At 52.6% G+C, this 14,280-nt stretch carries 11 protein-coding genes; 7 read left to right on the top strand and 4 right to left on the bottom strand.

What is annotated here, in order from left to right:
* Positions 1-5 precede the first annotated feature (5 nt).
* Positions 6-416 carry an amino acid-binding protein gene (locus TX77_RS08940; RefSeq protein ID WP_044504468.1) on the bottom strand — a complete coding sequence of 137 codons (411 nt, stop codon included), beginning with the start codon at positions 414-416 and terminating at the stop codon, positions 6-8.
* A 178-nt stretch (positions 417-594) separates the two neighbouring features.
* On the opposite strand from TX77_RS08940, the gene TX77_RS08935 reads away from it, so the two are divergent.
* Both TX77_RS08935 and TX77_RS08930 read left to right on the top strand, forming a co-directional pair.
* Entirely contained in the window at positions 595-1,029 is a 435-nt protein-coding gene (locus TX77_RS08935) for a hypothetical protein (protein ID WP_044504466.1), read from the top strand.
* A 137-nt stretch (positions 1,030-1,166) separates the two neighbouring features.
* Complete coding sequence (locus tag TX77_RS08930; protein ID WP_044504464.1) at positions 1,167-4,652, top strand: DNA polymerase III subunit alpha; 3,486 nt, start codon at positions 1,167-1,169, stop codon at positions 4,650-4,652.
* Positions 4,653-4,684: 32 nt separating this feature from the next.
* Here the strand turns inward: TX77_RS08930 and TX77_RS08925 are convergent, their stop codons facing one another.
* Positions 4,685-5,860: a cation diffusion facilitator family transporter gene (locus TX77_RS08925; RefSeq protein WP_044504463.1), complete on the bottom strand. Its 1,176-nt coding sequence runs from the start codon at positions 5,858-5,860 to the stop codon at positions 4,685-4,687.
* A 239-nt stretch (positions 5,861-6,099) separates the two neighbouring features.
* Here TX77_RS08925 and TX77_RS08920 point away from each other — a divergent pair, with 239 nt between their 5' ends.
* The gene (locus TX77_RS08920; RefSeq protein WP_044504461.1) at positions 6,100-6,768 is read left to right on the top strand and encodes an HAD family hydrolase; all 669 of its coding nucleotides are present in this window, start codon (positions 6,100-6,102) and stop codon (positions 6,766-6,768) included.
* A 26-nt stretch (positions 6,769-6,794) separates the two neighbouring features.
* Here TX77_RS08920 and TX77_RS08915 read toward each other — a convergent pair whose 3' ends face one another.
* Positions 6,795-8,054, bottom strand: coding sequence for a M20 metallopeptidase family protein (locus tag TX77_RS08915; protein WP_044504459.1), 1,260 nt, complete (start codon positions 8,052-8,054; stop codon positions 6,795-6,797).
* Between the two features lie 19 nt (positions 8,055-8,073).
* A complete protein-coding gene (locus TX77_RS08910; protein ID WP_044504457.1) occupies positions 8,074-8,601 on the bottom strand; it encodes a cob(I)yrinic acid a,c-diamide adenosyltransferase in 528 nt (175 codons plus the stop codon).
* A 154-nt stretch (positions 8,602-8,755) separates the two neighbouring features.
* Between TX77_RS08910 and TX77_RS08905 the strand changes: the two genes are divergently transcribed.
* Genes TX77_RS08905 through TX77_RS08890 form a run of 4 tightly spaced genes read left to right on the top strand, consistent with a single transcriptional unit; the run spans position 8,756 to position 14,223 of the window.
* Positions 8,756-10,186 carry a CCA tRNA nucleotidyltransferase gene (locus TX77_RS08905; protein WP_044504455.1) on the top strand — a complete coding sequence of 477 codons (1,431 nt, stop codon included), beginning with the start codon at positions 8,756-8,758 and terminating at the stop codon, positions 10,184-10,186.
* A complete protein-coding gene (locus tag TX77_RS08900) occupies positions 10,179-12,149 on the top strand; it encodes a penicillin-binding protein (protein WP_230198097.1) in 1,971 nt (656 codons plus the stop codon). Before TX77_RS08905 ends, TX77_RS08900 begins: the two co-directional genes overlap by 8 nt.
* A 38-nt stretch (positions 12,150-12,187) precedes the next feature.
* Positions 12,188-13,039 carry a bifunctional 5,10-methylenetetrahydrofolate dehydrogenase/5,10-methenyltetrahydrofolate cyclohydrolase gene (locus TX77_RS08895; protein ID WP_044504453.1) on the top strand — a complete coding sequence of 284 codons (852 nt, stop codon included), beginning with the start codon at positions 12,188-12,190 and terminating at the stop codon, positions 13,037-13,039.
* A gap of 17 nt (positions 13,040-13,056) precedes the next feature.
* The gene (locus TX77_RS08890) at positions 13,057-14,223 is read left to right on the top strand and encodes a class I SAM-dependent methyltransferase (RefSeq protein WP_044504451.1); all 1,167 of its coding nucleotides are present in this window, start codon (positions 13,057-13,059) and stop codon (positions 14,221-14,223) included.
* Positions 14,224-14,280 lie beyond the last annotated feature (57 nt).

Here is a 14,280-nt window from a genome sequence, read left to right as displayed (position 1 = left end):
TTTTTTTAGAATGTATCGAGGAGACGATAACCTTTGCCCCGCAGGAAGGTTTCTGTTTCCATTTCCCGGGTCTTGAAGATGGCTACCGGCGTTGCCGTCTGGCGGTTGTAAGAAATGTACAAGTAGTCGATGGCGACGTTGGCCTGGCAGAGATGGTCGAGAATTTTATCCAGGCAGCCCGGCGTATCGCCCATTTCGACGGCGACGACGCGGTCCATATGGCACTGGTAACCGGCTTTTTTCAGCTCTTGGACGGCCAGTTCCGGATCGGTAACGATGAGGCGGATGATGCCGAATTCGGCGCTGTCATTGGCCAGCATGGTGTAGATGTTGATATTGGCATCGGCCAAAATGGAGGTCATCTTGCGCAGGGTGCCCTTGTTGTTTTCAGCGAAGACAGAAACTTGATGGAGCATGAAATAAGAATCCCCTTTCACGATAAATTATATAGATGTGTTCTTATTTTATCATAAAAATATAAGTTTGTACCAGAAAAAGGGAAGTTCCCCTCGAAATCAGGTAAGAAATCTGCCGGTCCATATCGAATCGTGTTATAATAGAAAAAAGAGTGCGAATCGGATGGGAGATGGGATTATGCCCTTTTCTGTTTTTGTTACGCTGTTTGTCATCATGCTGGGACTGACGAAACTGTATATCTGGATTTTTGATATGACGGAACCGATTTATGCCATCGGGGCGGCGGCGCTTACCTTGATCGCCCTGTATTTGGCTCTCTTGCCGGGGATGAAGAAAAAGGCCGAAGCCGAACAAAAGGCTGAAGCTGAAAAAAAGAACAAGGCTTTAAAGGCCCTTCATGAACGGCCGTCAGTGCCGAAAGACGACCATCCGGATACGGGGACCGATGAAGCCTTCATGGCAGCCTTTACGGCGTCGATGATCTACCATGAAATCCATGGCCATCACCGGAGCCGGGAAGAACGGGACTATGACGGCAACTGGGATGCACCGGACGATGACAGCTACTATGCCGATCCTTATGAGGAACGGCATGACGATGACTTTTTCTGAGGTTTGTATGAAGGAGACCGTTTGCCGGCGGTCTCTTTTTTGGCGTCCGTCTGTATATCAAGGCCGGAATATGATATAATGATAAATCACTAGCAACAGGCTATTTTGACCGAGTAGGATAAGGGAGGATTTTGGGGATGCGGCCTTTTGTTCATTTACACGTTCATACGCAGTACAGTTTATTCGACGGGTTGTGCAAGATTCCCGACATGGTATCGCGAGCGAAAGAACTCGATATGCCCGCTGTGGCCATTACCGATCACGGCAATATGTACGGCGTCATCTATCTGTACCGGGAGGCGAAAGCCCAGGGCATCAAGCCCATCATCGGCTGTGAAGTCTATATGACCCGCGGCAGCCGTTTCGAGAAAAAGACCAAGGAACGGCTCTGCCACCTGGTGTTGCTGGCCAAAAACAATCAGGGCTATCACAATCTCATTAAAATCGTGTCCAAAGGCTTCGTCGACGGGGAAAACAACTATCACAAGCCGCGAGTCGACTTCGATTTGCTCGAGCAGTACCACGAAGGCCTCATTGCGACGACGGCCTGTATCGAAGGTCAGGTCCCGCAGGATATCCTCAACCATAACGAGCAAGGGGCTCGGCGCTCTTTGGAAAGACTGGTATCGATTTTTGGCAAAGAAGATTTCTATTTAGAAGTCCAGAATCACGGCATTCCTGAAGAAAAGACGGTCCGTACCGTCTTTAAGCGCTGGTCACAGGAATTGGGACTGAAATTGGTGGCGACCAACGACTACCATTATATCGATCAGGCCGATGCGCCGGCTCAGGAAATCAAGCTCTGCATCTCGACGGGCAGCACCCTCGACGATCCGTCCCATTTCCGATTTTATAATAATGAATTTTATATGAAGAGCGGCGATGAAATGGCCGACCTCTTTTCGGATATGCCCGAAGCCTTGGATACGACTTTGGAAATTGCCGATAAATGCAACGTCGATATCTCCTTTGACGACCGCCACTTGCCGCAGTTTCCCGTTCCCGACGGCGAAACGGATTCTTCCTATCTGCGAAAGCTCTGCGAACAAGCCCTTTCTGAAAAGTACGATCCCATTACGCCGGAAGTAAAAGAACGCCTTGATTATGAACTCGGCGTCATCGATACCATGGGGTTTCCGTCATACTTCCTCATCGTCTGGGACTACGTCAAATATGCTCGGGACCATGAGATTCCCGTCGGCCCCGGCCGTGGTTCGGCAGCCGGTTCTGTCGTTGCCTACCTCTTGGGCATTACCGGCCTCGATCCTTTGAAGTACAATCTCCTCTTTGAACGATTCTTAAATCCCGAACGAGTGACCATGCCGGATATCGATATGGACTTCTGTTATGAAAACAGAGGTCGAGTCATTCAGTACGTTACGAAAAAATACGGCATCGGCCACGTCTCGCAGATCATCACCTTCGGGACCTTGGCGGCCAAAGCCGTTTTGCGTGACGTCGGCCGCGTCCTCGACATTCCCTTAAGTGAAGTGAACCGCATCGTAAAACTGGTGCCCAATGAATTGGGCATGACCCTCGACAAGGCCCTGCAGATGAGCAAAGAGTTCCGCAGTGAATACGAGTCTAACGATACGGTCCACCGTTTGGTCGATTTCGGAAAATCTCTCGAAGGCTTGGTGCGCCACTCGTCGACCCATGCTGCCGGCGTCGTCATTTCGGCGGCGCCCGTCGACGATTACGTGCCGGTCCAACACTCCAAGGAAGGCGACCTTACGACGCAGTATGAAAAGGATCTCGTCGAAGACCTGGGACTGCTCAAGATGGACTTTCTCGGCCTCAGAACCTTGACTGTCATCGGTGATACGGTCAAGATGATTAATAAGAACTACGGCATCGATTTCGACATCGATGCTATTCCTCTCGACGATCCGAAAACGTGTAAGCTTTTGACCGAAGGCGATACGGCCGGCGTCTTTCAGATGGAATCGTCGGGGATCACCAACCTGGTTAAGGAACTGGCGCCGAAGCATTTTGAAGACATGATTCCGCTCGTGGCCCTATATCGCCCGGGCCCCTTGGGCAGCGGCATGGTCGATGACTTCATCAAGGGCAGTCACGGTCAGAAGAAGGTTACCTACCTGCACCCGAAGCTGGAACCGATCTTAAAGGATACGTACGGCGTCATCCTCTATCAGGAACAGGTCATGCAGATCGCCTCGGTCTTAGGCGGCTTCTCTCTTGGTCAGGCTGACTTGCTGCGTCGGGCCATGGGCAAGAAGAAAGAGTCCATTCTGGTAGCCCAGCGGGCTAACTTCCTCGAAGGGACGCGGAAGAATAACATTTCTGATGAAATCGCCAACAAAATTTTCGACCTCATGGTCTATTTTGCCGGATACGGCTTCAATAAATCCCACTCGGCAGCCTACGCTTACGTTGCCTGGCAGACGGCTTACCTCAAGGCCCATTACCGGGCCGAGTTTATGGCAGCGACCATGACCAGTATGATCAACGACAGCAGCAAAATCAGCTACTACGTCGCCGAGTGCCGCCGCCACGGCGTCAAGGTTTTATCGCCGGATGTCAACGACAGCGTCTCCATGTTTTCCGTTCAGGACGGAGCCATCCGCTTCGGTCTGTCCGGTGTCAAGAGCGTCGGCGGCAACGCCATCGATGCCATCGTGAAAGCCCGGGAAGAAGGCGGCTCGTTTTCGTCCCTCGGCGACTTCTGCAGCCGCGTCGACTATCACTTAGTCAATAAGAGGGCACTGGAAAGCCTGATTAAATGCGGCGCCATGGACTCCTTCGGCAAGAAAAGGTCCCAGCTCATGGCCGTCATCGATCAGGCTGTGGCCATGGGGTCCCTCAGTCAAAAAGACTATGCGTCGGGCCAAATCGGTCTCTTTGACGATACGGAAGAGGTCATGACCGACCTCGAATACCCCGATATCGAGGAATATCCCATTGAAATGCGGCTGGCCATGGAAAAAGAGTATGACGGTTTCTATTTCAGCGGCCACCCTTTGAGCAAGTATCAAGAAATCATGGATAAGCTTAGTCCCCTATCGCTGCTCTATGGGGAAGACGGGCGCCAGTATGATGGTAAGATGCTTCGTGTCGGCGGTCTGATTACGGCGAAAAAGCAGGTCATGACCAAGCGCAATGAGCAGATGGCCATCATCACCCTCGAAGACTTTACCCACGCTGTGTCGGTCGTCGTATTCCCCAAGACCTATGGGCGCTATCAGCAGTTCGTCGCCGTCGACATGGCCGTCTCTATCCGCGGCCGAGCCGATATCAATGACGACAGCATCCAGATTTTGGCCGAAGAGGTGCGGCCCCTCGGCCAGGAAACGGCGGCCTCAGACCCGCAGCCGACACCGGTCGTATCGGCTGTCGCGGCTAGAGAGGCCGGAGACTACTGGCATCCCGGCATGGGGACGAAACTCTTCATCAAGATCCCGGCCCACCTCGAACGGACTGACCTTGCCGGCCGTATCGGCAAGGTTCTGAAACAACATCCGGGCCAGGTCAAAGTTTATTTCCACCTCATGGGCAGTCGCAAGACGATTCTGACCGACGAACAGTATTGGGTCGAAACGACGGAAGAATTGCGTCAGCCCCTGCAGGCCATGCTCGAACCGCGGTCTTTAGTCGTTAAATAAAAGGTGAAGAAGGAATTCCTTCTTCACCTTTTTTATTGCGGGTCGGCGATGATCTGGGCCAGGACGACGCGGTACTTGTCGTTGTACTTTCTCATGCAGGCGTTGATTTCCCGGCGGATGCGGGCGATGTTTTCTTTATTATATTCGTCAGGCGGGACGTGGATGTCGCAGATGATGTTCAAGCGGGCGTTACCGGAGGTCATGCGCAGGTGGTCCGTATGGTAGCGCGGGTATTTTTCGTGGACGATGTGGTCCAACACGTGGCGGATGGCGTCGATTTTATCGGGATCGGTACACAAGGGATCCATGTGGATGTTGAGGTCCATTTGGTAGCGGTCCTTTAATTCGTCTTCCAATACGTCGAGGGCGGCGTGGACGTCGGCCAGATTGGCCGTGTCCGGGACTTCGGCGTGAATCGTGCCGAACATCCGACCCGGGCCGTAGTCGTGGATGCGGATGTTGTGGACGCCGACGACGTATTGGCACTTTAAGGCGCTTTCTACGATGCCGTCGATGAGCTCCGGATCCGGCGCCTTGCCGAGGAGAATATTGATGACGTCTTTGGCAATGCCGTAGCCGGCGTACATGATCATGAGACCGATGGCTGTGCCGGCCGCTGCATCGACGGGGAGGGTCGTAAACTGCTGGGCGATGGTCGTGACTAAGACGCCGGTCGTCGCGATGGCATCGGTGATGCTGTCGGCGGCGGTCGCTTCATTGACGCTGGAATTTATCTTCTTTCCGATATAACGGTTGTAGACGCACATCCAGACCTTGACGGCAATGGAGATGACGAGAATCCCTAAGCTCCAGTAGGAGAATTCCATGGCTTCCGGCTCGAAGAACTTTCCAATCGACGTTTCGCAGAGCTTATAGCCGACGACGAGGATGATGATGGCAATGGTAAGCGATGCCAGGTATTCAAAGCGGCCGTGGCCGAAGGGATGTTCTTTATCGGGCGGACGGTTACTCAGTTTGGCACTGATGATGGAAATGAAAGAGGAACCCATGTCGGTCAGGTTATTGAAGGCATCGGACAAAATCCCGATACTGTTGCTGGCCATGCCGACGAGAAATTTGCTGACGAAGAGAAATAGATTACAAATGATGCCTAAGACGCCGCCGAGGATGCTGTACTGTTCACGGACTCCTTTATTGTCTGTGTCTTCATAGTTTTTAATGAAGCGGCGGATGATAAATTCAGTCATATCGATTCACCTGACTTTCTGATTTCCTCTATTATAGCAGAGTTGACGCAAGATACAAGAGATAATGAAAATGCAAATGAGAATAATATAAATGCGAAAAAATCATAATATTATCGAAAATGGGAATAATTATTACCTCTATAGAAGGGGAAATTGCAATTCCTCTTAATTTCGATATAATAAAGGGGAAGTTCAGAATTATGGTTGCAAATGAGGACCATTATACACAGGGAGGAAGTATGGACAGAAGAAAAGCTTTAATTTTTGACATGGATGGGACGATGTTTGATACGGAGCCCATTTTCTACCGTTTTTGGCGAGAGATATCGGCCCGGTACGGCTATGATTTGGATCGAACGGTCTATGATAAGATCGCAGGTCGTGACAATGTGAGGACCCGCTTTGTTTGTGAAGAGGCTTTCGGGCCGGACTATCCTTATGACAAGGTGTGCCAAGAAGAAGTGGCCCTGCAGATGGACTATTATCGACATCACGACATCCCTTTTAAACCCGGTCTCTGTCAGGTTTTAGACTATGCCCGAAAAGAAGGCCTCCTTTGCGCCGTTGCCTCTTCGTCGCCACCGTCGATGATTGAATACTTATTGGAGCGAAAGGGAATTGCGTCTTTTTTCGATGTCGTCCAGAGTGGGGAAGAAGTGCCGCACGGAAAGCCTGATCCGGATATCTTCCTCATTGCTTGTGAGAAGCTCGGTGTCTTGCCGGAGACGGCCCTGGTCATGGAAGATTCAGAAAACGGCATCTTGGCAGCCTATCGGGCCGGAATTCCGTCCATTTGGATTCCGGATATGGTTGAAATTGATAAAGAGGTGCAGGCCATGGCCTGGCATATTTGTCAAAGTCTTGCCGAAGTACCGGATCTCCTTGAAAAAAATACGGCCCGGGACTGATTGTTTTCAGTCTCGGACCGTGTTGGTCAAATGTTGCGGGCGACGAGTTTTTCAAGGGGCTCGTCTGGTCTTTTGAAGGGAATGTCCGGCTTTTCTTTTAAATAATCGAGGGCAAAACCGAGGCAGGTTGCTGCTCCGTAGGGCAGGCCGTCTTCATCGAGGTCGAATTCCGGCGTATGATGATTGGCGCCGCAGCCTTTTTCTTTATTTTCGATGCCCGTAAAGATCAGGACGCCGGGGTAGAGGCGAGCCGTGAGGGCAAAGGTTTCCGACGCCATCCAGGGCTGGCAGTCCGTTAAGACGTCGGGGCCCAGATACTTTTTGACGGCCTCGCGGGCGATACCGACGCAGGTAGGATCATTTTGCACTTCGAATAAGGGGTCGGGCATGTGCAGGATCTCATAGCTGCACCCATAGGTTTGGCAGGAATTTTTTAGGATGTCCTGAAAGGCTTCGTAAAAGCCCTTCCCGGCATTGTCATAACTGAAGAAGCGCGACGTTCCCGAAAAGGTCAGGGAATTGGGGATGACGTTTAGTGTGTCGCCGCTGTGCAGGCTGCCGATGGAATAGGTCAGGCATTCCTTGGGCGGGACGATGCGCATACGAAGGGCCTGGAGGTTGCCGTAGAAATCGTGGAAGCAGTCAATCGGGCTCTGGGCCAAGTCCGGTCGGGATCCGTGGCCGCCGTGGCCGTCGATGCGGATTTCAAAGCCAAAGCCTCCGGCCATGGGAGCTTCGTCGCAGATGGCGATTTTCCCTGCCGGAATGTCCCAGCGGACGTGGGTGGCATAGCAGGCATCGACGTGCCACGGACTGTCCTGTTCGAGGTAGCGCAGGAGGTATTCAAGCGGTCCGGAGGCTTCTTCGCCGCGTTCAAACATGAAGAGGACTGTGCCGTCCCACTGGTCCTTCCAGCGGTTTAAAAGTTTGGCGGCGACGAGCTGCATAGCCATGTGGCCGTCGTGGCCGCAGGCGTGCATGACGCCGTCGTGGTGAGAGCGGCAGACACGAGGGACGGAGAGATTCTTTTCACCCTCCGTAATTGGCAGGGCATCGACGTCGGCCCGAAGGAGCAGGGTCTTTCCCGGTCCCTTGCCGTCAATCCAGGCGATGAGGCCGCCCTTGTCGACGATGCGGTAGGAGATGCCGTATTCATCGAGTTTTTGGGCAATATAAGCAATGGTCCGGTCTTCTTGTTTTGATAATTCCGGATATTCGTGGAAATGGCGGCGCAGGGCGATGAGTTCTTCCTGTTCCTCTTTCACAGCTTCAAAGATATTGATCATGTGAGATGCCTCCTTCAGGCTACTCTTCGATTCCCAGGCGGGCAGGGATACCTTTATCGAAGGGATGCTTTATCTTTTTGATTTCCGATACGTAGTCGGCAAGATCCACGAGGGCCTGACTGGGATTGCGCCCGGTCAGGACGACTTCGGTGTTAGCCGGCTTTTCGTGTAAAAAACGGCGGACTTCTGCTTCCGGGACCAGCCCTAGGGCGCAGGCTCCGATGAGTTCGTCGCAGACGGCAAGATCGGGCTTGTTGTCATGGCAGAAGGTGCGGACTTCGTCGAAGAGGGCTGTCTGGGCGGCCTTCGTCTCCTCTTTCTCCGCTTCCGTCATCTGGAAGGTGAATTTTAAGATGGGTTTTCCCCGAAGGACGGTAATGGCCGGAATCTGCTCCAGTGACGTGAGCTCTCCCGTCGGCCGCCCTTTTAAAAACTGGGAAAAGAGGACGCGTCCCCCACGGCCGGCACAGCGCAGGGCCAGCCCTAATGAGGCCGTCGTCTTGCCTTTGCCGTCGCCGCAGTATAGATGTATTAAACCAGTGTCCAAGAGATTACCTCCTTTTTATGTTCCCCGGCGGACTGTTATGTTCACCTTATGAGTGAATTATATCATAACGATAGGCTATCAGATAGTGGTCAGTACCGTCTATTCGTGTTATAATATAACATCATTAATTTCTAAAGGAAAGGGGGCCGGGATGATGGAAGAACGAGCGCATCAACTGCTTATGGCACTGGAAGAGGCCGGGTTTGAAGCGTATGTCGTCGGCGGAGCTGTCCGTGATCTGCTCATGGGACGGACGCCTCATGATTACGACATTGCAACGTCGGCCCGGCCTGACGATATCCGCCGCGTCGCTGAAGAAAAGGGCTGGCATACGGCGGAAATCAACGCCGAAGCCTTTGGCATCGTCGTCGTCGTCCTTGAGGGACAACCCTTTGAAGTCGCTACTTTTCGCGGTGAATCTTACGGTACTGACAGCCATCGGCCGGAATCGGTTTGGTATGCCGAGTCCCTTCGCGAAGACGTGCTGCGCCGCGATTTTACCGTCAACGCCTTGGCCATGGACAGAAGCGGTGAGATTTACGACTATGTCGGCGGCCGAAAGGATTTGAAGAAGAAACGGCTGGTTACCGTCGGCGATCCCGTGCGTCGTTTTCAGGAAGATGCCCTGCGCCTCTTTCGCCTGTGCCGTTTTGCCGGTCAGCTCGATTTTATGGCTTCCAAGGAAACCGTAGCTGCCATGCCGTCGGCCTTTGACCGCGTTTCCGGCTTGTCCCTTGAGCGAGTCGTCAGTGAACTTGACCGACTGATGGTGACACCGGCTTCTTTTCGCGGCTTGGATATTCTTGTCCGCAGCGGCCTTGCAGCCTGTTCGTGCCGTCAAAAAGAAAATGGGGTTTATACGGCGATTCCTATCCTGCCGGAATTAGGCCACTTGCCCGATACGCCGCAGTCGAAGCCTTTCCATCTTTTTGACGCCTGGGTGCATACCTTGGCGACAGTGGCTCATACGCCACCTGATCTGACTGTTCGCTATGCCGCCTTATTTCATGACATCGCCAAGGGCCTGCCCGGCATCCGCGGTGAAAAGAAAGGCCGTTATACCGATTACTGCCACGATTCGCTGGGGGCCGATATGGCCAAAGAGATTTTGCTGCGCTGGCGTAAGAAACCGGCCTTTGCCGATCGTGTGGCCTGGCTGGTCAAGACCCATATGAAATTTCACTTTTTTGCCAATACGGCTGAAGGGGACGTCGACAAGTGGCTTCGCCGCGAAGCCCTGCAAGGGCCTTTTCACCGGACAGAAGAACTGGCTGAAGCCATCCGCCAGGCGACGGCGCTGTCCGTCGGCGATATCATCGGCTGCGGCCGGCCTGACTCTAATACGGAAGGGACAGAATCCTTTGGCGAGTATATGGCCATGCTGGCAGAGGCCATGCCGGTCAGTACGAAGGATCTCGTCTATGACCGCCGCATTCCTGATCTGTGTCGGAACCGGACCGGTCAGTGCCTGCGCATCCTGTTGAAACGGGTTCAGAATAAGGATCTCGTCAACGATGCCGATGCCTTGGCGGCGGCAGCCCGGCGCTGGATGGAACGCCATGAAGGGGATGCAAATCATGGATAATACCGAAAAAAGAGAGAATCGCTATATCCGTTTCCATATCGCCGTCTGCGTTTTCTTTATGATGCTCCTTTCAGCAGCTGTCCTGGGCGCCCTTTTTTATCATCAAGTCCTTCATCATGATGATATGATGGCCATGGCCGAGATGCAAAGTGAGACGGAACGGAATCTTCAATCGCCGCGAGGCATGATCCTCGATCGCAATGGCAAGGTTTTGGCCATCAGTGAAATGTCGAAATCACTCTACGCCGATCCGACGATGCTCAATGAACCGCCGGAAAAGGTGGCGGAGCTTTTGGCACCGTACCTTCGCATTTCTCAGGATGAAATACTGCGGCGCCTTAAAGAAGACACGGCCTTTGTCTGGCTCGACCGCCAGATGGACCACGATAAATACGAAGCCGTCGAAGAGGTCATCAAGGGCGAAAAGCTGCACGGTCTCGTCTTTCGCGATGAAAACCGCCGCTTTTATCCTAACGGCTCCATGGCGGCTCAGGTCATCGGCTTCGTCGGCGATAATGACCGCGGCCTCGATGGTATCGAAATGATTCTCGACGATGAAATCCGTGGCAACAAGCAGACCTTCCGCCTTCAGACCGACAGCAATAACATTCCGGTCTTTGAATCGGCCTTGAAGAAATTCCTGCCCGATAAAGAACGGTCGGTCAGCCTTACCCTTGACAGTACCATTCAGTACCTGGCTGAAAAAGAATTGGACGGCATCATGAATCGAAACAAGCCGGAAGGGGCTGCCATCATCGTCATGAATCCCAAGACCGGTGAAATTTTGGCCATGGCCAGCCGGCCGACCTATGATTTGAATCATTATGGCAAGGGCGATAAAGAATCGTATCGGAACCGGGCCGTCGTCAACGTTTATGAACCGGGATCGACCTTTAAGCCACTCATGGCAGCGTCGGCTCTCGACTCGGGGAAATGGAGCGTCAGTGACGTCTATCACGATACGGGTTCCATTCAGGTAGCCGATCGGACGATGCATAACTGGGATGAGAAGGGCCTTGGAAATGTCACCCTTCGAGAAATCATTATGTACTCTATTAATACCGGTATGGTCCACATTGCTGTAAAAGCAGGCGGAAAATTATTGACCGAATATGCTCACCGTTTCGGCTTCGGTTCGATTACGGGCATTGAACTTCCGGGCGAACAGGAGGGTATCCTATTTTCGCCGAGTACCATGTCCATCGTCGATACGGCCTCCATGGGGATTGGCCAGGGGATCGCCGTCACGCCGCTGCAAATGGTCCAGGCTTTCAGTGCGATTGCCAATGATGGCCACATGATGAAGCCTTTTATCGTGAAAGAAATCGACAATCCCGACGGATCGGTTTACGAAAAGAAAGAACCCGTTGAAGTCGGTCAGCCTATTAAGGCGGAAACGGCGGAAACCATCAGTAAATTTATGGGAGAAGAAATTTCTTCCGGCGGCGGCCAAAATGCAAAAATAGAAGGATATACCTTTGCCGGTAAGACCGGGACAGCCCAGAAGAAGACGGCTGACAGCACGGGCTATGCCGAAGGGCAGTATGTCGGTTCCTTCATCGGCTTTGGTCCTGTAGAAGATCCGCAGTTCCTGGTTTTAATCGTCGTCGATGCACCGAGCGGCGTCTATTACGGGGCTCAGGTTGCGGCCCCGGTCTTTAAGGATTTGATGACGGAAATCGTTCGCATGAAAGGCCTGCGGCCGACTTCCGATACAGGACTTAAGCCCTTGGCTCCGCTGGTTACGGCGCCGCCGAGAGTCATCCCTCCTGTCCATCAGACAGAGGACGGGGTCCTCATCCCGTCCTTTATCGGCTGGAGTACGCGGGAAGTCAACGACTGGCTTAATGAAGCCGGCCTGGGCTTTGTTCCAAAAGGGATGGGAAGTGCCGTTCAGCAGGATCCGAGGCCGGGAAGCTATGCGCCTTCCGGAAGTGACGTAACGGTCACCTTTAAACGCTGAACGGATACAGTATCATAGTTCTAATTAGGGGGAATATCATGCAATTACTCAATGGGAAAGATGTGGCGGCCTTTCATGGCAAGCGCATTGCCCAACAGATACAGGATGTTCGGGAAAAAAGGGGGATTGATCCTGAACTTGCCATCGTCGTCGTCGGTGACGATGCGCCGTCGGTTATGTATGCGGCGTCCATGAAGCGGACTGCCGAGTCCGTCGGCCTCAATGCCCGTATCTGTCAGGAGAAGGAAGGGGTAGGTGAAGACGAGCTTTTGCTCCTCATCGACAGGCTCAATGAGGACCCGTCGGTCTTTGGCATCCTGTTGATGATGCCCTTGCCAAAGTCGATTGACAGTCAGCGCATCATCAATCGCATCGATCCGTCAAAAGACGTCGACGGACTGACCGATGCTAATATTGCCAATCTGTATACGGGAAGGGACGGATTTGTACCCTGCACGCCTCAGGCTGTCATGGCTATCCTCGATTATTATCATATTTCGCTGAGCGGAAAAGAAGTGGTCATCATTGGCCGCAGCCATGTTGTCGGAAAACCGCTGGCTCAGCTCTGTCTTTCACGCAATGCGACGGTGACCGTCTGCCATAGTCGGACGAATGATCTCAAGGCCGTCTGCCAAAGGGCCGATGTCATTATGGCAGCGGTCGGCAAGGCCGGCCTTGTCACCGGCGATATGATAAAATCCGGTGCTGTCGTCATCGATGTCGGTATCAACCGCGTCGACGGTAAGACCGTAGGCGACGTCGCCTTTGAAGACGCCGCTCTTCGTGCTGGAGCCATCACGCCCGTTCCGGGCGGTGTCGGCGCCGTGACGACGATGATGATTCTTGAAAACGTCGTCTGCGGCATCGCCCGGACAGAATCTATTTTATAACAGAGAGGGGAGTATCTATGAATATTTTAGATAATTTTCTAGTTCATTATTTACGTCGCTTCGATAGAGATTGTTTTACCGTACGACTTCACGATAAGACTTATACCATTGGCGAAGGAACGCCCTTGTTCAATATTGTCATCAACAAAGACATCCCGAAGAAAGAGCTCTTGGCTTCGACGTCACTGGCTCTCGGTGAAGCCTATATGCGCAAAGATGTGGAAATCGAAGGCGACTTATTTACGGCCTTGCGCTGCCTCTTATCGCAAAACAGTCAGTTCTCGCTGGATAAATCCTTCTTTAAGCGTCTGCTCTATCCGTCGGAATCGAAGAGCGCTCAGAAGCAGCAGGTTTCATCGCACTATGATTTGGGCAACGACTTCTATGCTAAATGGCTCGATCCGTCCATGAGTTACTCTTGCGCCTACTTTAAAAAGGACGACGACACCTTGGAACAGGCTCAGCACAATAAAGTCCACTATATTTTGGAAAAACTGGCCCTTGAAGAAGGGATGACCCTCCTCGATATCGGCTGCGGCTGGGGCTACCTCCTCATCGAAGCCGCTAAGAAATACGGTATCAAAGGCTATGGCTGCACGTTGAGTAAGGAACAGTGGAAGAAAGGCCAGGAACGGATTGAAGCCATGGGCCTTCAGGATAAGGTTCAGATAGACCTCGTCGATTACCGCGACCTCGTTGCCGAAGGCCGCCAGTATGACCGCATCGTCAGCGTTGGCATGTTGGAACACGTCGGTCGTTCCAACTATCCTTTATATATGGAAACGGCCAGCCACCTCTTAAAAGACGGCGGCATGTTCCTGCTCCACTATATCAGCGGCCACGACGAAAGCATCGGCAACCCGTGGATGAGAAAATACATCTTCCCGGGCGGAACCTTGCCGTCGCTCCGTGAAATCGTAAGCCTTGCTTATGACAATGACTTCCAGGTCATCGACGTCGAAAGCCTGCGCCGTCATTACTACAAGACGTTGATGTGCTGGTTCGACAACTTCCAGAAGGTTCGCGACGAAGTCATCGCTGCCAGAGGCGAAGAATTTGCCCGCATGTGGGATCTCTATCTCTGCGGCTGCGCCGTCTCCTTCTACATCGGCAATATCGATCTTCATCAGATCTTGATGACCAAGGGAAGTAAGAACGACCTGCCTATGACTCGTTGGTACTAATGGACTTCAATAGTACTTCTTTGTAAAGCGAGAAAAATCGAATATCCACTGAGAGAG

This window comes from Megasphaera massiliensis, assembly GCF_000455225.1.
Classification (GTDB): domain Bacteria; phylum Bacillota; class Negativicutes; order Veillonellales; family Megasphaeraceae; genus Megasphaera; species Megasphaera massiliensis.
This window is presented reverse-complemented; position numbering and strand designations above follow the sequence as displayed.